General features: G+C 30.0%; 19 protein-coding genes and 1 tRNA gene. 12 read left to right on the top strand and 8 right to left on the bottom strand.

Annotated elements, in window-relative coordinates; genetic code table 11:
* Positions 1-289: 289 nt before the first annotated feature.
* Genes ACTT9Y_RS05340 through ACTT9Y_RS05325 form a run of 4 tightly spaced genes read right to left on the bottom strand, consistent with a single transcriptional unit; the run spans position 290 to position 4,358 of the window.
* Complete coding sequence (locus ACTT9Y_RS05340; RefSeq protein WP_440933357.1) at positions 290-1,201, bottom strand: CarD family transcriptional regulator; 912 nt, start codon at positions 1,199-1,201, stop codon at positions 290-292.
* The gene (fdxA, locus tag ACTT9Y_RS05335) at positions 1,143-1,469 is read right to left on the bottom strand and encodes a ferredoxin FdxA (protein ID WP_075484280.1); all 327 of its coding nucleotides are present in this window, start codon (positions 1,467-1,469) and stop codon (positions 1,143-1,145) included. Before fdxA ends, ACTT9Y_RS05340 begins: the two co-directional genes overlap by 59 nt.
* A complete protein-coding gene (locus ACTT9Y_RS05330; protein WP_440933356.1) occupies positions 1,466-1,876 on the bottom strand; it encodes a TerB family tellurite resistance protein in 411 nt (136 codons plus the stop codon). Before ACTT9Y_RS05330 ends, fdxA begins: the two co-directional genes overlap by 4 nt.
* A gap of 1 nt (position 1,877) precedes the next feature.
* Positions 1,878-4,358: a helicase-related protein gene (locus ACTT9Y_RS05325; protein ID WP_440933355.1), complete on the bottom strand. Its 2,481-nt coding sequence runs from the start codon at positions 4,356-4,358 to the stop codon at positions 1,878-1,880.
* A 173-nt stretch (positions 4,359-4,531) separates the two neighbouring features.
* Here ACTT9Y_RS05325 and ACTT9Y_RS05320 point away from each other — a divergent pair, with 173 nt between their 5' ends.
* The gene (locus tag ACTT9Y_RS05320; RefSeq protein WP_440933354.1) at positions 4,532-6,493 is read left to right on the top strand and encodes an acetoacetate--CoA ligase; all 1,962 of its coding nucleotides are present in this window, start codon (positions 4,532-4,534) and stop codon (positions 6,491-6,493) included.
* Positions 6,494-6,503: 10 nt separating this feature from the next.
* On the opposite strand, the gene ACTT9Y_RS05315 is transcribed toward ACTT9Y_RS05320, so the two are convergent.
* Complete coding sequence (locus ACTT9Y_RS05315) at positions 6,504-6,929, bottom strand: PaaI family thioesterase (RefSeq protein ID WP_440933353.1); 426 nt, start codon at positions 6,927-6,929, stop codon at positions 6,504-6,506.
* A gap of 119 nt (positions 6,930-7,048) precedes the next feature.
* Positions 7,049-7,125 (bottom strand) — tRNA-Arg (locus ACTT9Y_RS05310).
* Between the two features lie 73 nt (positions 7,126-7,198).
* Between ACTT9Y_RS05310 and ACTT9Y_RS05305 the strand changes: the two genes are divergently transcribed.
* The 4 genes from ACTT9Y_RS05305 to ACTT9Y_RS05290 all read left to right on the top strand — a co-directional run bounded on the left by ACTT9Y_RS05305 (position 7,199) and on the right by ACTT9Y_RS05290 (position 13,717).
* Positions 7,199-8,386: an acetyl-CoA C-acetyltransferase gene (locus ACTT9Y_RS05305; RefSeq protein ID WP_440933352.1), complete on the top strand. Its 1,188-nt coding sequence runs from the start codon at positions 7,199-7,201 to the stop codon at positions 8,384-8,386.
* A gap of 129 nt (positions 8,387-8,515) precedes the next feature.
* On the top strand, positions 8,516-11,554 hold the full coding sequence (gene aceE, locus ACTT9Y_RS05300; protein WP_440933351.1) for a pyruvate dehydrogenase (acetyl-transferring), homodimeric type: 3,039 nt from the start codon (positions 8,516-8,518) through the stop codon (positions 11,552-11,554).
* Entirely contained in the window at positions 11,555-12,817 is a 1,263-nt protein-coding gene (locus ACTT9Y_RS05295; protein ID WP_440933350.1) for a 2-oxo acid dehydrogenase subunit E2, read from the top strand. It begins immediately after the preceding gene.
* Positions 12,818-12,823: 6 nt separating this feature from the next.
* Positions 12,824-13,717, top strand: coding sequence for a DMT family transporter (locus ACTT9Y_RS05290; RefSeq protein WP_440933349.1), 894 nt, complete (start codon positions 12,824-12,826; stop codon positions 13,715-13,717).
* Here ACTT9Y_RS05290 and ACTT9Y_RS05285 read toward each other — a convergent pair.
* Entirely contained in the window at positions 13,714-14,478 is a 765-nt protein-coding gene (locus ACTT9Y_RS05285; protein WP_440933348.1) for an undecaprenyl-diphosphate phosphatase, read from the bottom strand. The two genes, ACTT9Y_RS05290 and ACTT9Y_RS05285, sit on opposite strands and share 4 nt — an antisense overlap.
* A 183-nt stretch (positions 14,479-14,661) precedes the next feature.
* Between ACTT9Y_RS05285 and ACTT9Y_RS05280 the strand changes: the two genes are divergently transcribed.
* Entirely contained in the window at positions 14,662-16,101 is a 1,440-nt protein-coding gene (locus tag ACTT9Y_RS05280) for an NAD(P)-dependent oxidoreductase (protein WP_440933347.1), read from the top strand.
* Positions 16,101-20,606, top strand: coding sequence for a glutamate synthase large subunit (gene gltB / locus ACTT9Y_RS05275; RefSeq protein ID WP_440933346.1), 4,506 nt, complete (start codon positions 16,101-16,103; stop codon positions 20,604-20,606). Before ACTT9Y_RS05280 ends, gltB begins: the two co-directional genes overlap by 1 nt.
* On the opposite strand, the gene ACTT9Y_RS05270 is transcribed toward gltB, so the two are convergent.
* A complete protein-coding gene (locus ACTT9Y_RS05270; RefSeq protein ID WP_440933345.1) occupies positions 20,603-21,346 on the bottom strand; it encodes an alpha/beta hydrolase in 744 nt (247 codons plus the stop codon). The two genes, gltB and ACTT9Y_RS05270, sit on opposite strands and share 4 nt — an antisense overlap.
* A gap of 42 nt (positions 21,347-21,388) precedes the next feature.
* On the opposite strand from ACTT9Y_RS05270, the gene ACTT9Y_RS05265 reads away from it, so the two are divergent.
* The 5 genes from ACTT9Y_RS05265 to rplT are packed head-to-tail and all read left to right on the top strand — an operon-like array spanning position 21,389 to position 25,625.
* The gene (locus ACTT9Y_RS05265; protein WP_440933344.1) at positions 21,389-22,543 is read left to right on the top strand and encodes a glycosyltransferase family 4 protein; all 1,155 of its coding nucleotides are present in this window, start codon (positions 21,389-21,391) and stop codon (positions 22,541-22,543) included.
* Positions 22,544-24,460: a threonine--tRNA ligase gene (gene thrS, locus ACTT9Y_RS05260; RefSeq protein ID WP_440933343.1), complete on the top strand. Its 1,917-nt coding sequence runs from the start codon at positions 22,544-22,546 to the stop codon at positions 24,458-24,460. It abuts the gene before it with no gap.
* A complete protein-coding gene (infC, locus tag ACTT9Y_RS05255; RefSeq protein WP_440933342.1) occupies positions 24,461-25,006 on the top strand; it encodes a translation initiation factor IF-3 in 546 nt (181 codons plus the stop codon).
* Positions 25,007-25,059: 53 nt separating this feature from the next.
* Positions 25,060-25,266 (top strand): 50S ribosomal protein L35, encoded by a 207-nt coding sequence (gene rpmI, locus ACTT9Y_RS05250; protein ID WP_023854436.1) that lies wholly within the window; start codon positions 25,060-25,062, stop codon positions 25,264-25,266.
* A 2-nt stretch (positions 25,267-25,268) separates the two neighbouring features.
* Entirely contained in the window at positions 25,269-25,625 is a 357-nt protein-coding gene (rplT, locus tag ACTT9Y_RS05245; RefSeq protein ID WP_440933341.1) for a 50S ribosomal protein L20, read from the top strand.
* The last annotated feature ends 20 nt before the right edge of the window (positions 25,626-25,645 follow it).

The following is a 25,645-nucleotide window of genomic DNA, read 5'->3' as shown; positions in this document are numbered from 1 at the left end:
AAAAATAAAATTTAAAAAATAATTTTTTATAAAATTCAACTTCTAATTAAAGAATTGACATAACTTATAGAAAAAAATAAAAATATGTTAACAGCGAATCAATTTGATTCGTTTAACTAAAAAAGGGAGCTAAAGATGCCTAAGAAAAGAAAAAAAGCGGCAAAGAAAACTAAGAAAAAAGCTAAGAAAAAAGCTAAGAAAAAAGCAAAAAAAAGAAGAAGAAAATAGTAACTTAGTATTCTTTACAAAAAACGCTTCTCATGACAGTTTGTGTGAGAGGCGTTTTTTTTTACTCGTCAATCGGTTCTTCGTTATCAGAAATTGGCTCGTCTACAGGTAATTCACTAGTTGGAGTTTTTGCAGGTACCACTGGTTGAGACTGCCCACCTAAATTTCTTTTTAGTGCTTTATCCAATTTTTTTTGAGTATCTTCTAATGATACATTCAAAACAATTTGAAATTCAGACAGAATTCTTTCATAAGCTTTTTCAAATAATTGTCTTTCACTATAAGACTGGTCAACCATAAGGTCATCACCCTTGTTTAAATCTCTGACAACTTCAGCTAATTCATATATTTTTCCAGAAGATATTTTTGCTTCATACTCTTGCGCTCTTCGACTCCACATTGACCTTTTAATTTTTGGTTTACTTTTTAAAATTGAAATACACTTGTTTATTTGATTAATAGTTGCTAACGGTCTTAAGTGAGACTGCTTGTTTACAGGGACCATTCCATTAGCTTTGTCTTTTTCAAATTTAATAACATACGTTTCAACATCAATTCCACCAATGTTGATTTTTTTAAATTCAGTAATTTGGCCCACCCCATGCTTTGGATAAACAACGTGATCTTTAATTTTGTATTCTCTTTTTTCAGTTTCTTGTTTTTTAACTTTTTTTATTTCAGGCTTAACTTCATTTGTTTTTGAAATCCTTAAGTTATCTACTTTCGGTTCAACTGTCGTTTCTGTAATTTTAACAGTTTTTTTTGTTTTAGTTAATTTAGGTGAAACTTTTTTAATAACTTTTTTATTTTTTTTGGAAACTATTTTTTTTGTTTTTTTGGCTTTTACTTTTTTTTTAACGTGTGCGGCCTTTTTTTTGGAAACTTTTTTTTTCACTTTTTTATCTTTTTTACCTTTAAAGATTTTCTTTAAAATATTTTTCGTACTTATTTTGCTCATTTTTAAATTTTTCATGATCCGCTGGTGGATCTTTCTTTTCACTTATGTTAGGCCAGATTTCAGAGTATTTTTTATTGATCTCTAACCATTTTTCACTTCCAGGTTCAGTGTCTGCTTTTATGGCATCGACAGGACATTCTGGCTCGCAAACGCCACAATCTATACACTCATCGGGTTTAATTACAAGCATATTTTTACCTTCGTAAAAGCAATCAACCGGGCAGACATCAACGCAGTCTGTTAGTTTGCACTTAATACAATTGTCGTTAACGATATATGTCATTTTGAATTTTGTTTAATTCTTTCTTTAATATCGCCCATTGTTTTATTGTCAATGTAAAGTAAACCCGCAAGTCGTCTCATTAAATTAGTTTCATAAATATCAGCATCTTTGTTTGAATAGATTATAGACCACAAAGCCTCAATAATTTTAATTTTATCTTGCTCGGGTAACCCCTTTATTTCTCGGGTAAAATCTAAAATTTGATTTGAGTTTTCTTCAATTTTTTTTGCTTCTTCAATTGTTTTAGAAATATTTTCATCTTCTACACCAAGCTCTTTAAGTGTTTTTTTAATAATTTCTTGCTCTTTATCAGTATAGTTCTCATCTATTTTTGCGGCATGAATTAATAAAGCACAAACTTTTGTGAGAAAATTATTATTTTTTGTTTCTTCTTTTTTAAAAAACATTTTAATTTAAATTTAAATTCTTTAATATTTTAAATGGATTTTCGTTTGAGATCTTCTTTGTTGTAATTTTTTTAAATTTTTTAGTAGGACTATATTTAAAAAAAGTTTCATTTTCTTTTTCAAATATTTTATAATTCATTTTTTGAAGTAATTTTTTGAAATTATCTTTACTACATCCTAAAAGATTTAACATTTCTGGAACTAATTTTGTTTCAGAATTTTCCTTTGAACTAGAATTTATTATTAATACAAATAATCTTTCCAAAATATCAATTCTTACAAAAAAATTATCAAATTTTTCAAATCCACACAAAAGCATAAAGTTCTTATTTTTTATTTCTTTATCATCTAAAAAATTCAAACCAAAGGTAGGTGGTTTTAAATTATAAAATTTTTGATAAAAATTTTTCCATAATAATGTTCTCAAAGATACTGCTTCTGGTTTAATTAATTGATATAGGAAAACGTGATATCTCCCAAATTTTACCCCTAAATCTCTTAGAATTTTTCTCTCATTTTGCTCTAGGTTTTTTAAGTATTCAGAAACTTGGTCTCGTTTTAATACCCCATTATTTTCATAAAGCTGGTATGCCAGTGCTTTAATTGATGAATTATTTTCTTTTATATTTTTCAAATCAATTAAACTTTTAAGAACGTTATTTATTTTCGAATGTATCCATTTGTTAATATAGTCGTTTAATTTTTGTTTAGTGTTTTGTTCAATAATATCATCAACAATTAAATCAAAATTAGGATTTAAATAATCACTACCAGTTATTAATTTAGCAATTGGAAAATCATTCCAGTAAATTTTAAAATTTTCATTCAAACTAATTAATCCTGTATCAACTATTAATTGCACTCGTCTTTCTAATTCTGGACCAATAGTTTGTCTGGCAGCTTTTTTTAAAGATTTAATGTCAGTTTCTAAAGCACCTTTTTTTAGATCTAGTTCTAATTTTAGTCCTTTAATCTTTCCTATAAATTGATCGTCAATTTTAACGTCGTTGTTTTGTAAAATTTCAGTTTTGAATTCCATATCTTGTTTTAAACCTCTAGCGAGTACACTTGCTCTTTTGTCAATAAAAGTTTTAGTAAGTTCTTCATGTAATCTGTCTGAAAGTCTATCTTCTAAGTGTTTAGTTTTTTCTATCCAATAACTTTGATTTTCTACCCAATTATTTTTATTTGAAACATATGACCAAGTTCTGACATTTGCAATTCTATTTGATAAAGAATCTACATTTCCATCTAATTTATCAAGTTTCATTAGCTGTAATCTCATATAATCTTCAGAAATCAGTCCTTTTTTGCTAGTTAAAAATTTAAATACATTTCCAATAACCTCAAAATGATTTCCATAAGTTTTTTTAACAAAATCAGGTATTTGGCAACATTCCCATAAGAGCATTAAAGTTTTTTTATCACATCCTCTATTTAAAATTTTTTGATCTTTTAAAAAATATTTAAGTGCTTTTTCATCCTCACATTCATGAATTTTTCTTAGCCATTCCACCTGAGGTTTTTCCTCTAAGCTTTTAATTAAACTAATTGGATTATTGAAATTAAGATTTGAATTTCTCCAAAACAAAGTTCTAATTTCATCAAATTTATGATTTTCTAATAATTCTACCTCTTCTGGAGATATTTCTTTACAATCACCAGTGATACCAAAACCTCCATCGTTAAGGTATCGACCAGCTCTACCGGCTATTTGACCTATTTCAGATAGATTTAATCTTCTTAATTTTTTTCCATCAAATTTCTTAACATTTGAAAAATAAACAAAATCTAAATCCATGTTTATTCCCATCCCAATTGCATCTGTTGCAACTAGGAAATCAACATCACCAGATTGATATAATTCAACTTGAGCATTTCTTGTTTTTGGACTTAGTGATCCCATTACAATAGCAGCACCACCTTTTTGTCTTCTTATTAACTCTGCAATGGCATAAACCTCCTCTGCTGAAAATGCAATGATTGCTGTTTTTCTGTCAATTCTTGATATTTTTTTATGACCAGCATAGGTAAGTTTAGATAGTCGTTCTCTATTTATAAATTCAATATCTGCATCTAATTTTGAAATAATATTTTTAATCGTACTTGAACCCATTAACATTGTAAGTTTTTCTCCCCTCATGTTTAAAAGTCTTTCAGTAAAAATATGACCTCTTTCATGATCAGAGCACATTTGAATTTCGTCTACACCAACAAACTCTAGATGTTTGTCAATTGGCATAGACTCAACTGTGCATAAAAAATATTTAGCGTTAGATGGGATTATTTTTTCCTCTCCAGTTATAAGTGCAACTTTATCTAAACTTATTTTCTTGATTACTTTGTCATATACCTCTCTTGCAAGTAATCTAAGTGGAAATCCAATCATACCGCTTTCAAAAGAGAGCATGGTTTCAATAGCAAGATGGGTTTTGCCTGTATTAGTAGGACCGAGAACAGCTGTTATTTTGTTTTTAGTCATTTCTATCTTTTGTGCTTCTTTTTTTTTACCTACCAGATATTGTTACTGCTAAAGAACAAAAATAGACTAAAACATGACCGAATCGGAGGATAAAAAGTTCTCATTTTCTTTTAAATGTAAGTGAGATTATCATAAATAAGATTAATTCTATAACAGTAATTTAATTTAATAAAATGATTAAAAAACTTTGGCAACCCCCTCTTATTGAAAAAAAAAATTCAAATTTATTTGCTTTTGAAAATTACATTTCAAAAAAATTAAATATAAAATTTAATAGAAATTATAAAAAATTATTAAATTGGAGTATTAAAAATTCACCAGAGTTTTGGAGTAGATTTTGGGATTTTAGCAAAATTAAGGGAATTAAAAGTAATAAAAATTTTAGAAAATCGAAGACTTTTTATAAAAATTTATTTTTACCAGGTAGCAGACTAAATTTTGGTGAAAATTTATTATCTAAAAACAACAATGAAAAAGCAATTACCTTTATTAGTGAAAATGGATTTAGAGAAGAAAGATCATGGAGACAATTAAATTTAAATACTAACAAAATTTCAAAGTTTCTAAAAAAAATAAATATTAAAAAAGGAGATAGAGTAGCTGCATATATGCCAAATACTATTGAAACTGTTGAAGCATTCATTGCCACAACTTCTTTGGGAGGTATTTGGTCTTCTTGTAGTCCTGATTTTGGTTCTAAAGGTGTTATAGAAAGATTTTCTCAAATTAATCCAAAAGTTTTATTCATTACTGATCAGTATTTTTATAATGGAAAAAAAATAGACATTTTAAATAGACTTTCAGAGATTTTAAAATTAATCCCATCAATTAAAAGTGTTGTAATTAGTAACTATCCTGGAAAAAAGTTTATTAAAAATAAACATAAATTTAAAAAAATTAACATATTTAAATGGAATGAATTAATGCAAACTAATACTGAAAAAAATGATTTCAAAAGATTTGATTTTGAAACAGAGTTAGCAATATTATATTCAAGTGGAACTACCGGAAAACCTAAATGCATTTGTCATCGATCTGGTGGTGTTTTAATCCAGCATATGAAGGAACATCAGTTACATTGTAATATTAAAGAAAATGATAACGTTTTTTATTTTACCACATGTGGATGGATGATGTGGAATTGGTTAGTTAGTTCATTAGCTTCGAAGGCATCTGTTGTTCTTTTTGATGGATCTCCTATGTTTAAATCATCTGATTTACTTTTGAAAATCGCACAAAGAGAAAAAATAACTTTATTTGGAATAAGTGCAAAGTATTTAGATGCTTTAAGAAAGTTTAAACCAAAATTAAAATATAAATTTAAATTAAACAAATTAAGAACAATTTGTTCAACTGGATCACCTCTTTCAGAAGAAAGTTTTAAATATGTTTATAAGCACATTAAAAAAAATGTGCATTTGTCATCTATTTCTGGTGGTACTGACATTGTTTCATGCTTCGTATTAGGAAATTTATATCAGCCAGTTAATATAGGAGAAATACAAAACAATGGTTTGGCTTTAGATGTAGATGTTCTTAGTGATAAAGGGAAGTCTTTAAAAAATAGTAAAGGAGAACTTGTTTGTAAAAATCCTTTTCCATCAATGCCATTAAAGTTTTGGAATGATAAAAATGATATTAAATTTAAGAGTGCTTATTTTAATAGATTTAAAAATATATGGCACCATGGTGATTACGCAGAGATAAAAAACAGTGGTGGGTATATAATTCATGGAAGATCAGATACCACCTTAAATCCAGGTGGTGTTCGACTTGGAACAGCAGAGATATATTCAGAAGTTGAAAAGTTTAAAGAGATAAAAGAATCTATCGTTGTAGGACAATCATGGGATAATGATGTTAGAATAGTTTTATTTATTGTAATGAGCAAAAATTATTCATTAACAGAAGAATTAATTAACAAAATAAAATCAGAAATAAAAAAAAATGCATCTCCCAGACATGTTCCGAGTAAAATTATTGTTGTAAAAGATATACCTAGAACAAAAAGTGGCAAAATAGTTGAACTAGCAGTCAAAAGCAAGATAGAAGGAAGTCAAATTAAAAACATCGAAGCCTTAGCAAATCCGGAAGCTCTTGAACAATATAGTAATTTAAAAGAATTAAATATCTAAATATAAAAAATTATCCACCAGGTCCTAAATTAGAAGGCTCTATTTTAATAATTTTCCATACTCCAGATGCAGAAGTAATTATTTTGTCATTACACTTTAGCTCACAAAATAAAAAGACAAGAGTGTTTGTTTTTTTTAAAATTTTTGTGTATCCAATAATTTCATCTCCAACTTTTGAGGCACCTATAAATTTTATATCTAAAGAGATAGTTACACATGGAGCATTTCCTGAAGCTCTATGTGCAGCTGTTCCTGCTCCTGCATCTATTAACGCAGATAAATAGCCTCCGTGAGTAATTCCTGCAGCATTTAAATGATTTTCATTAATTATAGACTTAAATTCATATTCAGTATCTGAAATAGATCTAAACAAAACACCCCCATTGTGTTTCATAAATCCAGGTTTAATACTTATTTGCTCAAATTTATTACTCATAATTTTTTATAATACAAAAGTTAAGATTAATAAAATAATTAAAATAATTATGAAAAAATAAATTACTGATTTTTGTAAAGATACTTTTAAAAACCAATCTAACATTTCTATTTCCTTTTTGGTGGACCGCCCAGAACTCGAATCTGGAATCTCCCGGTTCGTAGCCGAGCGCCTTATCCAATTTGGCCAGCGGTCCTTTAAAATAATATATTCCATATATCAAAGTTTTTGATGTAATTTAACTTATAAAATATTAAGTTAATTACTTTATGAGCAATAAACCAAACGATGTTGTAATTACGTCTGCGCTAAGAACTCCAATAGGAAGATACAAAGGTTCATTAAAAAATCTTAGTGCGTCAAAATTAGGATCAATAGTAATTAAAGAGGTAATTCATAAATCAAAATTAGATTTAGAAGAGATTGACGAAGTAATAATGGGGCATGTTTTAACTTCTGGACTTGGTCAAAATCCTGCTAGACAAGCTTCGATTGGAGCTGGAATACCAGTTTCAAAACCTGCTCATGTAGTCAATCAGGTTTGTGGATCTGGATTAAGATCTGTTGTGTCAGGATATCAATCAATCAGTTTAGGAGAAAATCAAATAATTGTTGCAGGGGGTCAAGAAAATATGTCTAGAGCTACTCATGCAATTTATTATAGAGAAGATAAAAAATTTTCTGAAAAAGAATTAGTAGATACAATGATGAAAGATGGTCTATTAGACTCATTTAATGATTATCATATGGGTGTTACAGCTGAGAACGTTGCTGAGAAATATAAAATTTCAAGAGATCAACAAGATAACTTTTCTTTAAATTCTCAGAAAAAAACAGAAAAAGCTTATAGCGAAAATAAATTTAAAGACGAGCTGATTAAATTACAAATTGAAGAAGGTAATAAAAAATTTGTTTTTGAAAAAGATGAACATCCTAGACAAAATTTAAGTATAGATGATCTAAAAAAATTAAAAACAGTATTTAAAGAAAATGGGACTGTAACACCTGGAAATTCCTCAGGTATAAATGATGGTGCTGCGGCCCTAGTTTTAATGTCTAGAGAGCAAGCAGAAAAAAAATCATTAGAGTCATTGGTTAAAATTGTATCTTGGGCTACTTGTGGGGTTGAGCCTTCATTAATGGGATTAGGACCCATACCTTCAATTCAAGACGCTTTATCCAAAGCGAATTGGAAAATAGATGAAGTAGATTTATTTGAAATTAATGAGGCTTTTGCAGCACAAAGTATTGCGGTAATTAAAGAATTAAAAATCCCTGAACAAAAAGTTAATGTTAATGGAGGAGCAATTGCTTTAGGTCATCCGATTGGAGCTTCGGGTGCAAGAATTTTGGTTACTCTTGTTCATGAAATGATTAAGCAAGATAAAAAAAAGGGTTGTGCGGCACTCTGTATTGGTGGTGGTATGGGAATAGCTATGTGTATTGAGAGAAGCTAAAAAGCTTAATATTCATTTATTTTTTTATTTTTTGTATAATAAAAATACAAGATTAACGAAAAAACCTTATTAATGTGATAAAAATAAAATCCAATAATGTTTTTTTGGGTATATAAAACATTTTAAAAAATGAGCGAAAAATTACTTGTTCCTGACATCGGTGACTTTGAAAATGTTGAGGTTATAGAGATACTTGTAAAACCTGGTGATCAAATTAAAGAAAATGATCCAATAGTTACAATTGAAAGTGATAAATCAAGTGTTGAAATTCCTTCTACAATTGCTGGAAAAGTCGATAGTTTAGAAGTTAAAGTTGGTGATAAAGTTTCTAAAGGAGATTTATTGCTTAATCTTACATCATCATCAAAAACATCATCAGAAAGCACTCTTCCAAAAGATACAGAAAATATAATTAAACAAGCTGAAGAAGCAATGGCTGTAAAAAAAGAGGAAAAAAAAATTATATCTGAACCTATAATTGAGAAAAAGCAATCTACAATTCAACTAGTTAATGGCAATGATATTGATCCGCTTGAAACCCATGATTGGTTGGAATCTTTATCTGCAGTCATTTCGAAAGATGGAAATCAAAGAGCTCATTTTTTAATTAAAGAATTAATTAACAAAGCTTATCGTGAAGGAGCAAATATTCCCTATACTCAAAATACACCTTACATTAATACAATACCTCCTGAGGCTGAAGTAAAGTCTGGTGGTGATCAAAATATTGAAAGAAGAATTAGATCGTTAATTAGATGGAATGCAGCCGCGATGGTGGTACGGGCAAATAAAAAATATCCTGAACTTGGTGGACATATTGGTACATTTGCTTCTGCTGCAACATTATATGATGTTGGGATGAATCATTTTTGGAGAGCAAAAAATAACAAATTTGGTGGAGATTTAATCTATTTTCAAGGACATAGTGCTCCAGGAATGTATGCAAGAGCATTCTTAGAGGGTAGATTAAATGAAAAACAATTAGATAGTTTTAGACAAGAGGTAAAACCTGGAGGTCTATCCTCATATCCACACCCCTGGTTAATGCCAAAATTTTGGCAGTTCCCTACAGTATCGATGGGATTAGGTCCTATGCTAGCAATATATCAAGCAAGGTATATGAAATATTTAATCAATAGAGGTTTGATTAAAGATGAAGGAAGAAAAGTATGGGCTTTTTTAGGTGATGGAGAAATGGATGAACCAGAGTCGATGGGTGCAATTGGGCTAGCTGCAAGAGAGAATTTAGATAATTTAATTTTTGTAATTAATTGTAACCTTCAGAGATTAGATGGTCCAGTTAGAGGTAATGGAAAAATTATTCAAGAACTTGAAGGAAGTTTTAGAGGAGCTGGGTGGAATGTAATAAAAGTTATTTGGGGATCATATTGGGACTCATTATTGACTAATGATAAAACTGGTCACTTGATAAAAATTATGAATGAAACCGTAGATGGTGAGTATCAAGCAATGAAAGCAAGAGATGGTGCTTATGTAAGAGAAAAGTTTTTTGGAAAATCTCCTCAAACATTAGAATTAGTCTCAAGTATGTCTGATAAAGATATATGGCGACTCAACAGAGGTGGACATGATCCTCATAAAGTTTTTGCCGCATATGATAAAGCGACTAAACATCATGGGAGCCCAACAGTGATAATTGCAAAAACTATCAAAGGTTATGGAATGGGGAAATCAGGAGAAAGTGTAAATACTACTCATCAAACTAAAAAATTAGATGTTGATGACTTGATGTATTATAGAGATCGATTTGATGTTCCCTTAACAGATGAACAGGTGAGAAATATTGAATATTTTAGGCCTGACGAAAAATCTCCAGAAATAAGATACATAAAAGAAAAAAGAATTAAATTAGGTGGATATTTACCCGAACGTTCGACTTTTGCTAAACCAATCAAAGCACCTTCAAAAGATATTTTCGATTTCATGAAAGTATCAACTGGTGAAAAAGAAATGTCTACTACTATGGCACTTGTAAGAATGTTAACAAATTTATTAAGGGATAAAAATATATCTCCTAGACTGGTTCCTATTATTCCCGACGAAGCAAGAACGTTTGGTATGGAAGGATTTTTTCAAAAAATAGGTATTTATGCGCATGAAGGACAAAAGTATGAACCTGAAGATGCAGCGCAATTAAGTTCTTATAGAGAAGATAAAAGTGGTCAAGTTTTAGAGGAAGGTATCAATGAAGCAGGTGCTATGTCTTCATGGATTGCTGCTGCTACTGCATATACTAATCATGATATCGAAATGATACCAATTTATATTTTTTATTCAATGTTTGGTTTCCAAAGAGTAGGAGATCTTGCTTGGGCAGCTGGAGATAGTCAGGCTAGAGGATTTTTAGTGGGTGCAACAGCTGGAAGAACAACACTAGCTGGAGAAGGTTTACAACATCAGGATGGGCATAGTCATTTAATTGCATCAACTATTCCAAATTGTGTAACTTATGATCCTACATTTCATTACGAATTAGCGGTAATTTTTCGAGAAGGTCTAAGAAGAATGCATGAGAAAAATGAGAATGTTTTTTATTATATTACAACAATGAATGAAAATTACTCTCACCCAGAAATGCCAAAAGATAAAAATTGTGAGGAAGGCATTTTAAAGGGCATGTATAAAATAAAAGAATTTAACAAATATAAAAAAACTAAAATCCAACTTTTAGGATCAGGAACAATCTTAAGAGAAATGATGTCAGCTGCGGAGATTTTGCAAAATGATTATAAAATTGATAGTGAGATATGGAGTGTAACAAGTTTTAATGAATTAAGAAAAGATGGAATGGAGGTAGAAAGATATAATCTTTTGAATCCTGACAAAGAACCTAAAAAATCTTATGTTGAGCAATGCCTGGGCCAAACAGAGGGCCCAATTATGGCTGCATCTGATTATATGAGAATGAATTCAGATCAAATCAGATCTTATACTAATAAAAGTTTTTATTCATTAGGAGCAGATGGTTTTGGAAGAAGTGATACAAGAAAAAATTTAAGAAAATTTTTTGAGGTGGATAAAGAACATTTGGTTGCTTACGGTTTAAGTATTTTGGCAAAAGAACAGCTTATAACATCTAAATACGCAAAAGATGCAATGAAGAAGTATAATATTGATAGTAACAAACCAATGCCAACAAAATTATAAATGTCAGAAACTGAGATTAAAGTACCTAATATAGGAGATTTTAAAGATGTTGAGATCATCGAGGTATTAGTTTCTGAAGGTCAATCAATTAAAAAAAATGATGCTTTAATAACAATTGAAAGTGATAAATCTAGCGTAGAGATACCATCAAATTTAGAAGGTAAAATTAAAAATTTAAAAATAAAAGTAGGAGACAAAGTTTCTGAGGGCGACTTAATTTTAACTGTAGAAAGTGACACTGAAATTCAAAAGGAAGAGGTAAAAGAAAAACCAGAAATTGAAAAAAAATCAAAAAATATTGAGGTAATAAAACCTGAAATTCAAGAAAAAACTTTTTCTACGAATAAAATTTCAGACATTTCATCTGCAAGTCCAAAAGCTAGAAAATTTGCTAGAGAACTTGGTGTAGATATTAATCAAGTAGTAGGTAGTCAGAAAGATGGCAGAGTTGTTGAAGACGATATTAAAAAATTTGTTTTATCAACTTCGAAAAACAACGTTGAAGTAAAAGATAGTAAATCAGATAAAATTGAAAACGAATTTGAACATTCTGATTTTGGTGAAATAGAAATTAAAGACATACCAAGAGTAAAAAAATTATCATCAAAATATCTTACAAATTCATGGAAAACAATTCCTCATGTTACAAATCACGATGAAGTTGACATAACAGAGATGGAAAGTTTTAGAAGTTCTTTAACAGACATGTATACTGGGGAAAAAATTAAAATTACACCTTTAGCCTTTATAATAAAGGCTTTGGTTGCATCTCTTAAGAAATTTCCTAGTTTTAATTCTTCTATTGACGAAATTGAAACTGGAAAAATGACTTTAAAAAAATATTACCATATTGGGATAGCAGTTGACACGCCAAATGGATTAATGGTTCCAAAAATAAGAAATGCAAATAACAAAAAAATTTCTCTCATAAGTAAAGAATTAAAAGAGGTAAGTGAACTTTGTAGAAATTTAAAAATTAATAAAAAAGAATTGTTCGGTGGCTCGATGACAATTACGAGTTTAGGTGGTATAGGAGGTTCATTTTTTACTCCTATAATTAATTATCCTGAAGTTGCCATATTAGGAGTAGGAAGATCAGAAAAAAAACAAATTTTTATGAATGGAAAATTTCAAACTAGAACTATGCTGCCAATTTCTTTATCTTATGATCACAGAATTATTGATGGTGCTGAAGCAGCTAGGTTTAATAATGATCTAAAAGAAAACTTAGGCAAAAATTTTGCCTATAAATTAGCTGTCTAATTAAAAATGAATAAATCCATATCATTATTTAGTGCCTTATTGTGCACTTTTATTTGGGGAACAACTTTTATTGCCCAAGACACGGGCATGGATAATATTGGCCCTTTTACATTTAACGCTGTGAGGTTTTTTGTTGGTTTTCTAGCCATAATTCCACTTATGATTTTATTTGAATTAAAAAATTTTAAATCAGAATTTAAATTAGATAAAAAAACTTTCATAATTTATTCATTATTAATCGGAATTTCCTTATTCTTAGGCTCAGCACTTCAACAAGTCGCTTTGCTTTATACAGATGTTGCAAATGCTGCTTTTTTTACAATTTTTTATGTGCCAATGGTACCGATTATCATTTTTATGTTTGGTAAAAAATCAATGCATTGGAGTGTATGGCCTTCTGTAGTTCTATGTTTAATTGGAGGGTATTTATTAACAAATTTTCATGATGCAACAGTAAGATTAGGAGATACTTTGGTTGTTCTCGGAGCTTTGTTTTGGAGCACTCATATCATTTTTACTGGGATCATTATAACTAAATACAATCTTCCACTTACCTTAGGAGCTGTGCAGACTTTAATTGTGGCTTTTTTTTCATTTATAATTGGAATTATTTATGAAGAATTTATTTTCAGCAACATTTTAATGGAAATTTATTCAATTTTATATGCAGGTATATTATCCGGTGGATTTGCATTTGTATTACAAATTTATGCGCAGCGTAATATTACTCCAGCACCTGCTGCTATAATTTTTTCTCTTGAAGGTGTATTTGCGACTATAGCTGCTTGGTTTATTTTAAATCAAATTTTAGAAATTAATAATTTACTTGGATGCTTTTTTATTCTATGTGGAGTTCTCTTGTCTCAATTACTTCCTTTGATAAAAAAGAAGTATATTTAATAAATTAAACTAAATAAAATTAAAGCAATTATTATTCTATAAATTACAAACGCATTCATTGAAAATTTATTTATATAAATTAAAAAGAATTTTACTGTTAGAAATGAAAAAATAAAAGAAGATATAATTGCGATAACAACTAAGTAATTAAACTGTATTGATTGTTCCAAAACATCTTTTAAGCTTAAGACACTTGCTCCAACTAATGCTGGAATTGAAAGTAAAAAAGATATCTTACTTGAGTCTACTCTATTAAATTTTAAAATTCTCGCAGCTGTTATAGTAATTCCTGCTCTGCTTACTCCGGGTACTAGAGAGAAAATTTGGAAAATACCTATAAATATTATTGACTGAAAATTTAAATTTGAAGAAATTTTTTTATCAAATCGATTTTTGTCTGAGATATATAAAATTATTGCGAATATCAAAGTAGTCCATGCTATAATTTCTATGTTTCTTAACTGATAAATTAAATTTGTACTATAAAGTATGTATCCAACAATTATTAACGGAATAGATCCAAGTATAATTAAACTTAAAAGTCTTTTATTTTCTCTAGCATCAAATAGTTCATCCCTAAAAAAATAAATTATTGCTATTAGAGAACCTAGATGGAGGCTGATATCAATAAGCAAGGAACTAGATTTAAATTCATATAAAGTAGAAACCAAAATTAAATGAGCAGAGGAACTAATCGGAAGAAATTCAGATATTCCTTGAATTGCAGAGAGAATTAAAACTTCTATAATATTTTGAAACATTATTTCTACGTAACTTATAAAGTATTTATTTAAAACAATTCGATTTAAGCATAATAGCTATGCAATAATTAAAAACTTGTGTATTAGTGGTAATAATTTAAAAATTAAGGTCAATATATATGACCTATTTTATGCTTTATATACATAAATGAGGGTATATTTTGCCGAAACTTAAATAATATTATGCCAGATAAAATGCTCAAATTTGTTAAAATAGGTCAACAAACTCCACCTAAAAGAGAAGTTGATACTAGAAAGGAGGATTTTAAGGAAATCTATGACGAGTATATCAATGAAAAAGCTAAAGAACAGTCAAGTAGGTGTTCGCAATGTGGAGTACCTTTTTGCCAAGTTCATTGTCCTTTAAGTAACAACATTCCAGATTGGCTTAAACTCACAGCTGAGGGAAGATTAAAAGAGGCGTATGAATTATCCCAAAGCACAAACAATATGCCTGAAGTGTGTGGCCGAATTTGCCCCCAAGATAGATTATGCGAGGGAAATTGTGTAATTGAACAGTCTGGTCATGGAACAGTAACTATTGGATCAGTAGAAAAATATATTACAGATAATGCTTGGGCTCAGGGTTGGGTAAAACCAATTAAGGTAACGAATGAAAAAAATCAAAGCGTAGGAATTATAGGAGCAGGTCCTGCTGGTTTAGCTGCTGCAGAACAATTAAGAAAAAATGGGTATAAAATAACTGTCTACGATAGATATGATAGAGCAGGAGGATTATTAATTTATGGAATTCCAAATTTTAAATTAGAAAAAGAAGTTGTAGAGCGAAGAACAAAACTCTTAAAAGATGGAGGAATTGAATTTGTTCAAAATTTTGAAGTTGGTAAGGATGCAAGCCTAGACCAATTGAGAAAAAAACACGATGCAATTTTAATTGCTACAGGAGTTTATAAAGCAAGAGAAGTAAATTTACCTGGAAATGATCTTGATAATATTTTTCCTGCAATGGATTTTTTAACAGCATCTAATAAAAAAGGTCTAGGAGATGATGTTGAGTTGTTTGATAAAGGAATTTTAAACGCAGAAGGTAAAGATGTTGTTGTAATCGGTGGAGGTGACACAGCAATGGATTGTGTGAGAACTTCTATAAGACAGAAGGCAAAATCTGTTAAATGTTTGTATAGAAGAGATAAAGAAAATATGCCAGGATCTGCAAGAGAAGTTGCAAATGCAGAGGAAGAAGGTGTTGAATTTGTTTGGTTATCAAGTCCTAAAGAATTTAAAGGTACAAATAAAGTAGAAAAAATAATTGTAGATCAAATTAAACTAGGTGATCCAGACGAGACAGGAAGAAGAAAGCCACAAGTACAAGAAGGTTCAAGTTACGAAACAAAAGCAGATATGGTTATCAAAGCACTAGGTTTTGATCCTGAGGATTTACCAAGTTTATTTGATAGTAGTGAATTACAAGTAACAAAGTGGGGAACTATTAAAACAGATTTTGATACTATGGAAACAAATATAAAAGGGGTGTTTGCTGCTGGTGATATAGTTAGAGGAGCTTCATTAGTTGTTTGGGCGATAAAAGATGGAAGAGATGCAGCTGCTTCAATTAAAACTTATCTAGAGAGTAAATCTAAAGTGGAAAAAAGAGTGGCTTAATGAAAAATTATAAAAAAAACCTTCACCTTTTAAAAGAAAATAATATTTATTCAGAAGACATGGAGCATGATGCTTGTGGTGTTGGTATAATTGCATCAACTGAAGGTAAAAAATCTCGTAAAATTGTAGAGTATGGTATTGAAGCGTTAAAAGCTGTTTGGCATAGAGGCGCTGTAGATGCCGATGGGAAAACTGGAGATGGAGCTGGAATTCATGTTGAAATACCAAAAGATTTCTTCATTGAAAAGATAGAAGTGACAGGACACACACATGACAATTCTGAAATATGTGTGGGTATGATATTTCTGCCTCGGAATGATTATGCGGCACAAGAAAGTTGCAAAACTATTGTTGAAAGTGAATTAACCAAAAATGATTTTAGTATTTATGGCTGGAGACAAGTTCCAGTTAATCCAAAAGTTTTAGGAGAAAAGGCATTTCAAACAATGCCTGAAATTATCCAAGTATTGTTTAAGCCTTATAACCCAGAATTAACAAATAAAGATTTAGAGAGAAAAATTTATGAAACTAGAAGAAAAATAGAAAACGAAGCTTTTAAAAAATCTTTAAACAATTTTTATATTTGTTCATTGAGTTCTAAGTCTATCATTTATAAGGGAATGTTTTTAGCTGAAGCTATCTCAGATTTCTACCTTGATTTAAAAGATGAGAGATTTGTTTCAAGGTTTGCTATTTTTCATCAAAGATTTTCAACAAACACAGCACCTAGCTGGAATTTAGCTCAACCTTTTAGAGCTATAGCGCATAATGGAGAAATTAATACTTATAGAGGAAATAAAAATTGGATGAAAGTTCATGAACAAGAGATGAACAGTCCCCTTTTTGACGATGTTGAAAACTTAAAACCTGTTATACAACAAGGAGCATCAGACTCTGCTGCATTAGACAATGTTTTTGAATTATTAAATATATCTGGTCAGCCAGCTCCTTTGGCTAAGCTCATGTTAGTTCCAGATGCATGGTCTAAAAAAAATAAAACTCTTCCAAAAGATCACCAACAATTATTTAATTTTTTAAACAGTACTATGGAGCCATGGGATGGACCGGCAGCCATTGCTGGAACTGATAATGAGTGGGTTATAGCTGCAAATGATAGAAATGGATTAAGACCTTTAAGATACGCAATTACAAAAGATAAATTACTATTTGCAGGTTCTGAAACAGGAATGATTGAATTAAATGAAAAAAGAATTTTGTCAAAGGGAAGATTAGGTCCCGGGGAAATAATTGGAGTTAGAATAGAAAAAGGTAAAGTATTTACTAACAAGCAAATAAAAGATTATTTAGCTAAAGAATATAAACATTTTAATTCACAAATTATCGACCTAGATGACAAGTTAACTATTTCAGATGAAAAAAATTCTTTTTCAGGAGATGATTTAAGAAGAAGACAATATACTTTTGGAATAAGTTTAGAAGATCTTGAGCTTATACTACATCCTATGGCAGAAGATGCTAAAGAAGCAACTGGATCTATGGGGGACGATACACCATTGGCTGTTTTGTCAGATAGGTATAGGCCATTATACCATTTTTTTAGACAGAATTTTAGCCAAGTCACAAACCCACCCATAGACTCTTTAAGAGAAAACAAGGTTATGAGTTTGAAAACAAGATTTGGAAATCTTGGAAATATTTTAAATTTTGACAATTTAACAAAGCAAAATATTTATGTTTTAAATAGTCCAATATTATCAAATTCTCAGTTTGAAAAATTTATAAATTTTTTTGGTAACAATTCATCTATAATTGATTGTACTTTTTCTGAGGATGAAACTTTATTTGATTCAATTAAAAAAATTCAAAAAGAAGCTGAAATTGCAGTAAGACAGGGAGTTACTCAATTGATTTTAAGTGACAAACAGCTTTCTAGCTTAAAACTTCCAATACCAATGCTTTTAGCAGTTGGATCAATTAATTCATTCCTTATTGAAAAAAAACTAAGAGGATATGTATCAATAAATGTTCAATCTGGAGAGGCTTTAGATACACACTCTTTTGCAACCTTAATAGGAGTTGGAGCAACTACTGTAAATCCATACTTAGCATTTGATAGTTTATTTCAGCGTCATGAAAAGAAATTATTTGGTCAATTTAGCTTTGATGAATGTGTAGAGAGATACATAAAATCAGTAAACGCAGGTTTATTAAAGATCATGTCTAAGATGGGTATTTCAGTTCTAAGTTCTTATAGAGGTGGATGTAACTTTGAAACCGTAGGTTTAAGTAGAACAATTGTTGCAGATTATTTTCCAGGAGTTGTCTCTAAAATTTCAGGCATTGGACTTACGGGTATAGAGAAAAAAATTAGAGAAATACATAAAGAGGCATTTGAAAGTTCTGAAACCATATTGCCGATAGGTGGTATATATAGATATCGTAAAAATGGTGAAACTCATCAATATCAAGGAAAATTAATTCATTTACTTCAAAGTGCAGTAGGGTCTAATTCTTATGATGCCTATAAAAGATATGCGGATGGAATATACAGCTTACCACCTATTAATCTTAGAGACTTAATTGATTTTAGAGAAAAAAAATTAAGTGGGCCAATAGATATTTCTGAGGTTGAGCCAATAGAAAATATTTTAAAAAGATTTGGAAGTGGGAGTATGTCTCATGGAGCTTTATCAAAAGAGGCCCATGAAACCTTGGCAACTGGTATGAATAGGATTAAAGGTGCTTCATGTAGTGGAGAGGGCGGTGAAGATGCGAGTAGATTTAAAGTTTTAGATAATGGTGACAGCGCAAACTCAAGAGTTAAACAAATAGCTTCTGCAAGATTCGGAGTTACAGTTAATTACCTTAATAATTGTAATGAGATAGAAATTAAAATTGCACAAGGCGCTAAGCCTGGTGAGGGAGGTCAGCTCCCAGGATTTAAAGTTACAGAGGAGATTGCTAAACTTAGGCATTCAACTCCTGGAGTTACTTTAATATCACCACCACCACATCATGATATTTATTCAATCGAAGATCTTGCACAACTAATTTATGATTTAAAACAGATAAATCCTAAAGCAAGAATTGGAGTTAAGCTTGTTGCTTCCTCTGGAGTAGGAACAATAGCAGCTGGTGTAGCTAAAGCAAAAGCAGATATAATATTAATTTCCGGACACAATGGTGGAACAGGAGCAACACCACAGACTAGTGTTAAGTATGTTGGAATACCATGGGAAATGGGTTTGACAGAAGCAAACCAAGTATTAACTTTAAATAATCTTAGACATAAAGTTACATTAAGAACAGACGGTGGAATTAAAACCGGAAGAGATGTGGTGATAGCTGCAATGATGGGTGCTGAAGAATATGGTGTTGCTACTACAGCTTTAGTTGCAATGGGTTGTATAATGGTAAGGCAGTGTCATTCAAATACATGTCCTGTGGGCGTTTGCACTCAGGATGAAAAGCTCAGAGAAAAATTTACTGGGACACCAGAAAAAGTAGTCAATTTGTTCACATTTATAGCCAGTGAAGTAAGAGAAATATTAGCAAATTTAGGTTTTAAATCATTAAATGAAGTAATTGGTAGGACAGACTTGTTAAAACAGGTTAGTAAAGGTTCTCCAAATTTAGACGATTTAGATTTAAATCCTTTATTTGTTCAAGCTGATACTGGAAATAATCCAAGGTATTGTGAGGATCAAGAAATAAACAGTGTACCAGATACTCTTGACCAACAAATTTGGCCAGAAATTGAACAAGCTTTAGATAATTCTAAAAAAATTGAGAAAGAATATCAAATAAAAAATACTCATAGGGCAGTAGGCACTAGAATTTCTCATCATTTGTATAAAAAATATGGTTATGAAAAACTTGATGAAAACTTTTTAGTTTTAAATTTTAAAGGATCAGCAGGTCAATCATTTGGTGCATTTTCTTCCAAAGGTTTAAAACTTGTATTAAAGGGAGATGCAAATGATTACGTTGGTAAAGGTTTATCAGGAGCTACTATTTCAATAAAATTACCTGAAGAGAGCAATTTAGTTTCAAATGAGAATACAATTTTAGGAAATACTGTTCTTTACGGAGCTACTTCAGGAAAACTTTTTGCTGCTGGCCAAGCTGGTGAAAGATTTTCAGTTAGAAATTCTGGTGCAGTTACAGTAATTGAAGGATGCGATTCTAATGGATGTGAATATATGACTGGTGGAACTGTAGTAATTTTAGGAGATGTTGGTGATAATTTTGCAGCTGGTATGACAGGTGGAATGGCCTTTATATATGACAAATCTCAACAATTTGAAAAGAAAGTAAATCCAGAATCAGTAGTTTGGCAAAATGTAGAGACAGATTACTGGAGAGAATATTTAAAAAATTTAGTCAGTGAGCACTTTAAAGAAACTGAGTCTCAATTATCGAAAAAAATAATTGAAAATTTTGATGATGAGGTAAATAATTTTGTTCAGGTGTGTCCTAAAGAAATGTTAGATAAATTAAAAAATCCAATTACTTCAAAAAAAGATATAAAAAAAGTTAGCTAAATTAATAATTTAAGCTCTTTTAAAATTATATTTAACCATTTTTTATTTGATAAACTGTGATCACCTTTTTTTATAATATTTAATTTTTTCTTAGCTTTTGGAAATAATCTTAAAATTTTTCTTGAATATGAGACAGGAACTGCCTCATCTTTTTCACCATGAACCATTGTTACTTTAATTTTTGAATTAATTTTTTTATTTAAGACTTTGTTTTTTCTCCCATCTTTTATTAATTGTAGAGTAATTGGATATTCATAATTGCCATGTTTTAATTTGTAAATACCCTTACGTATTGTTTCCTCTTTCATTTTTTTTGTAAATTTTTTCCACATTAAATTTTCTAAAAATTCAGGAGCAGCCCCTATTCCTAAAAATCCTTTAATCTGTTTTTTGAAAATTTTGAATTGATTGAGCGAAATCCATGCGCCCATACTTGAACCAATTAGTACAAATTCTTTTTTTTTAACGTATTTTTTTATTAAAATTGACGTCTCTTTACTCCATTTTGAAATATTTCCATTTACAAATTTTCCAGAAGATTTCCCATGACCAGAGTATTCTAGTGCTAAAAAACTTATTTTATTTCTTTTAGCAAATTTTAAAAATGCATTTGGTTTTTTTCCTTCAAGATCTGACATAAAACCATGCAAAAAAACTATAAAAGAACTATTTTTAAAAATTTTAGAAATATGTCTAATTTTCTTTGTATTCGATATTTGATGAAATCTGAAATTTGCCATAATCGTTTATAAGTTTTGTCTATTAATATATAATCATATCAAATGTCATCTGATTTAAAAGTTTTACAAGTAATTCCAAAGTTAGGTTACGGAGGAGCCGAAACAGGTTGTTATGATATTGCGCATTATTTACCAGAAAATAATTGTAAATCATTTATTGTTACAAGTGGTGGTGAATTACTTAAATTTGTAGATAGAAAAAAAGTTAAGGTATTTAGACTTCCGGTACAGAGTAAAAATCCTTTATTAATTTTAATTAATTCATTTATCTTAATTGGAATAATTTTAGTTTATAATATTTCTCTTGTTCACGCAAGAAGCAGAGCGCCTGCTTGGTCATGTTTGTTAGCAACAAAAATCACAGGACGAAAATTTGTAACTACATTTCACGGAACATACAATTTTAAGAGTAATATAAAAAAAATTTATAATTCAGTAATGACTAGAGCAGATTTAATAATTGCAGGATCTAATTTTATTTTCTCTCATATTAAAAAAAATTATTCAAAATATTTAAATGAGAAAAAAAAATTAATGGTTATTTTTAGAGGAATTAATGTTGACTACTTTGACCCAACAACAAAAATTGAAATTGATGAAAAAAAATTATTAAAAAAATGGGACATTGAAAAAGATAAAAAAATTATACTTTTACCCGGTAGATTAACTTCCTGGAAAGGACAGGAAGTTTTTATAGAGGCAATTAATTTAGTGAATATCGAACTGGGTTATGAAGCTTTTTATGCTGTCATTCTAGGTAGTGATCAAGGTAGAGATTTATATAAGAAAAAATTAATAAGACTTGCAGAGCAATATCGACTGTCTAAACAAATAAGGTTTATAGATCATTGTAAGGATATGGCATTAGCTTATAAAGTTTCTGATATTATCATTTCGGCCTCAACCGAACCAGAGGCTTTTGGTAGAGTTGCTGTAGAAGCACAATCGATGGAAAAACCAATTATAGCAAGTAACATTGGAGGTTCTAATGAAACAATAATTGATGAAAAAACTGGTTTTTTATACGAAGCAGGAAATGCTAAATCATTAAGTAATAAAATCTTAAAAACTCTTAACATGGATGAAACTCTATTAAAATCAATTGGTAATGAGGGAAGAAAAAACATAGTTCAAAAATTTAATGTTGAAAAAATGTGCTTTTCTACTTATTCAGAGTATAAGAGATTATTAAATTAAATGCCGATAATAACATTACCTGACGGAAACAATATTGATTTTCCTAATAAAGTTACTGGACAGGAAGTAGCTGATAAAATTAGTAAATCATTAGCTAAACAAGCCATGGTCATGAGTGTTGATGGTGAGCTTAAAGATCTTGATTTTCTAATTGAAAATGATTGTTCTGTAAAAATTTTTACCTCAAAAAATCCTGAGGGCTTGGAAACTATAAGACATGACACAGCTCATATTTTAGCTATGGCTGTTCAAGAATTATTTCCTGGAACACAAGTTACAATTGGACCCGTGATTGAAAATGGATTTTATTACGACTTTGCTAGAAAAGAACCATTCACAGAGGATGATTTAGTTAAAATTGAAAATAAAATGAAAGAGATTGTTGATAGGAATGAAATAACAAAAAGAGAGGTTTGGGAAAGAAACAAAGCAATTAGCCATTTTAAAAAAAAAGGAGAAATTTATAAAGCTGAGTTGATTGAAGCAATACCTGAAAACGAAGATGTATCAATTTATTTTCATGGAGAATGGCATGATTTATGTAGAGGTCCACACCTTTCCTCTACTGGTAAAATAGGAAAATATTTTAAACTTACAAAAGTATCTGGAGCATATTGGAGAGGAGACTCTAATAATGAAATGTTGCAACGAATATATGGTACGAGTTGGGCAACTCAAAAAGATCTAGATGAATATTTGAAAAGAATAGAAGAGGCAGAAAAAAGAGATCACAGAAAATTAGGTAGAGAAATGGATTTATTTCATTTTAGAGAAGAAAGCCCTGGCTCAGTATTTTGGCATGAAAGAGGATGGGGTTTATTTCAAAAGCTCATTAACTACATGAGAAGCAGACAAGATGCAGCTGGTTATAAAGAGGTCAATACTCCAGAGGTACTAGATAGACAACTTTGGGAAAAATCTGGGCACTGGGAAAAATATGGAGAAAACATGTATACTTCTGAAACACCAGATGAGAAAGTTTTTGCAATTAAACCAATGAATTGCCCTGGTCATATCCAGGTATTTAATCAAGGCTTAAAAAGTTACAGAGATCTTCCGTTACGTTTTGCTGAATTTGGGAAAGTTCATCGTTATGAGCCTTCAGGCGCTTTACATGGTTTATTAAGAGTAAGAGCCTTTACTCAAGACGATGCCCATATTTTTTGCACTGAAGATCAAATTACTAGCGAATGTTTAATTGTTACAAATCTAATACTAGATATTTATAAGGATCTTGGTTTTGAAAATGTGATTCTAAAATATGCAGATAGGCCAGAAGTAAGAGTGGGTGATGATTCAGTTTGGGATAAAGCAGAAGCCTCTTTGCTTGAAGCCGTTAAAGCCTCTAAATTAGAATATACTATTAATAAAGGTGAAGGAGCCTTTTATGGTCCTAAAATTGAATTTGTTTTACGAGATGCTATTGGCAGAGATTGGCAATGTGGAACTTTACAAGTAGATTTAAATTTACCTGGAAGATTAGATGCTTCTTATGTTGACAAAGACGGAACTAAAAAAGTTCCTGTTATGTTGCACAGAGCATTATTTGGTTCTTTAGAGAGATTTATTGGAATTTTAATTGAAAATTATGCAGGCAAGTTTCCATTTTGGATATCTCCTTTACAGACTATGGTAATACCTATTTCAGAAGAATTTAATGATTATGCAGTTGAGGTATCAAATAAAATTAAAAATTCAGGTATAAGTTCTGCAGTAGATTTAAAAAATCATAATTTAAATTATAAAATTAGAGATCATTCCTTGGCAAAAATACCGCTTTTATTAATTTGTGGTAAAAAAGAAGTTGACTCCAATTCAGTAACGATTAGAAGATTAGACTCTAATAAACAAGAAAATATGGGTATAGATCAATTCTTAAAAACATTTTCTGCTTTAAACAAAGCATCTTCAAACTAAGTGGCAGATTTCAAACAAAATTATTTTCAAAGAAGAACCAAGGACAGAGGTCCAAGATCAAATAATAGAATTTCTTCTCCAGAGGTTCAGGTCATAGGAAGTGATGGAGAAAATCTTGGAGTGATCAATACCAATGAAGCTATTTCTATGGCAAAAAATCAAGGTTTAGATTTAATTGAAATAGCACCCAATGCAAATCCTCCTGTATGTAAAATAATGGATATGGGTAAATATAAGTATGATGCTCAGAAAAAAGCAAATCTTGCAAAGAAAAAACAAAAAATTGTTTCTTTAAAAGAAATTAAAATGAGACCTGTTACGGAAACTCATGATTATGAGTTTAAAGTCAAAAATGCTAAAAAATTTATAGCTAAAGGAGATAAGGTTAAATTCACTATAAGATTTAAAGGTAGAGAACTTCAGCATTCCCATTTAGGAAATGAACTAATGGGCAAAATTAAAGAAGATATGAAGGATATCGGTAAGGTAGAATTGCATCCCAAGTTTGATGGAAAGCAAATGATCATGGTAATTCAACCTTTATAAGCCTTAATAGAGGTTGTAAAATTATATCTTTCTTTGTATAAGTCCGCAGAATTATGCCAAAACTAAAAACAAAAAGCTCAGCAAAAAAAAGATTTAAAATATCTGCTAAGGGTAAAGTTATTTCTGCTCAAGCAGGTAAAAGACATGGCATGATCAAAAGAACGAATTCACAAATAAGAAAACTAAGAGGCACTACAACATTGTCAAAACAAGATGGAAAAATTGTTAAGTCATATATGCCTTACAGTTTAAGAGGTTAATAATGGCAAGAGTTAAAAGAGGTGTAACTAGTAAAGCTAAACATAAAAAAGTTTTAAAAGCTGTAAAAGGTCAGTGGGGTAGAAGAAAAAATACTATTAGAGTTGCAAAGCAAGCTATGGAAAAATCCATGCAATACGCTTACAGAGATAGGAGAAATAAAAAAAGAGACTTTAAATCATTATGGATACAGAGAATCAATGCTGGAGTTAGAGCTGAAGGCTTAACATATTCAAAATTTATCAATGGATTAGGTAAATGTGGTATTGTAATAGATAGAAAAATTCTTGCTGAAATTGCTTACGATAGCCCTGAAGCATTCAAAATAATTGTACAAAAAGCTCAATCGGCTTTAAATTAATCTTCGCTATTGTTTTTATT

The sequence above is a fragment of the Candidatus Pelagibacter sp. genome (genome assembly GCF_052049995.1).
In the GTDB taxonomy this organism is placed as follows: domain Bacteria; phylum Pseudomonadota; class Alphaproteobacteria; order Pelagibacterales; family Pelagibacteraceae; genus Pelagibacter.
The sequence above is the reverse complement of the archived record's forward strand: the minus strand, read 5'-3'. Positions and strand labels throughout refer to the sequence as shown.

What these genes read in the sequence shown, in the direction of transcription:
- ACTT9Y_RS05340 (WP_440933357.1), bottom strand. Translation starts at nt 1,201, where the DNA reads ATGAAAAATTTAAAAATGAGCAAAATAAGTACGAAAAATATTTTAAAG.
- fdxA (WP_075484280.1), bottom strand. Translation starts at nt 1,469, where the DNA reads ATGACATATATCGTTAACGACAATTGTATTAAGTGCAAACTAACAGAC.
- ACTT9Y_RS05330 (WP_440933356.1), bottom strand. Translation starts at nt 1,876, where the DNA reads ATGTTTTTTAAAAAAGAAGAAACAAAAAATAATAATTTTCTCACAAAA.
- ACTT9Y_RS05325 (WP_440933355.1), bottom strand. Translation starts at nt 4,358, where the DNA reads ATGACTAAAAACAAAATAACAGCTGTTCTCGGTCCTACTAATACAGGC.
- ACTT9Y_RS05320 (WP_440933354.1), top strand. Translation starts at nt 4,532, where the DNA reads ATGATTAAAAAACTTTGGCAACCCCCTCTTATTGAAAAAAAAAATTCA.
- ACTT9Y_RS05315 (WP_440933353.1), bottom strand. Translation starts at nt 6,929, where the DNA reads ATGAGTAATAAATTTGAGCAAATAAGTATTAAACCTGGATTTATGAAA.
- ACTT9Y_RS05305 (WP_440933352.1), top strand. Translation starts at nt 7,199, where the DNA reads ATGAGCAATAAACCAAACGATGTTGTAATTACGTCTGCGCTAAGAACT.
- aceE (WP_440933351.1), top strand. Translation starts at nt 8,516, where the DNA reads ATGAGCGAAAAATTACTTGTTCCTGACATCGGTGACTTTGAAAATGTT.
- ACTT9Y_RS05295 (WP_440933350.1), top strand. Translation starts at nt 11,555, where the DNA reads ATGTCAGAAACTGAGATTAAAGTACCTAATATAGGAGATTTTAAAGAT.
- ACTT9Y_RS05290 (WP_440933349.1), top strand. Translation starts at nt 12,824, where the DNA reads ATGAATAAATCCATATCATTATTTAGTGCCTTATTGTGCACTTTTATT.
- ACTT9Y_RS05285 (WP_440933348.1), bottom strand. Translation starts at nt 14,478, where the DNA reads ATGTTTCAAAATATTATAGAAGTTTTAATTCTCTCTGCAATTCAAGGA.
- ACTT9Y_RS05280 (WP_440933347.1), top strand. Translation starts at nt 14,662, where the DNA reads ATGCCAGATAAAATGCTCAAATTTGTTAAAATAGGTCAACAAACTCCA.
- gltB (WP_440933346.1), top strand. Translation starts at nt 16,101, where the DNA reads ATGAAAAATTATAAAAAAAACCTTCACCTTTTAAAAGAAAATAATATT.
- ACTT9Y_RS05270 (WP_440933345.1), bottom strand. Translation starts at nt 21,346, where the DNA reads ATGGCAAATTTCAGATTTCATCAAATATCGAATACAAAGAAAATTAGA.
- ACTT9Y_RS05265 (WP_440933344.1), top strand. Translation starts at nt 21,389, where the DNA reads ATGTCATCTGATTTAAAAGTTTTACAAGTAATTCCAAAGTTAGGTTAC.
- thrS (WP_440933343.1), top strand. Translation starts at nt 22,544, where the DNA reads ATGCCGATAATAACATTACCTGACGGAAACAATATTGATTTTCCTAAT.
- rpmI (WP_023854436.1), top strand. Translation starts at nt 25,060, where the DNA reads ATGCCAAAACTAAAAACAAAAAGCTCAGCAAAAAAAAGATTTAAAATA.
- rplT (WP_440933341.1), top strand. Translation starts at nt 25,269, where the DNA reads ATGGCAAGAGTTAAAAGAGGTGTAACTAGTAAAGCTAAACATAAAAAA.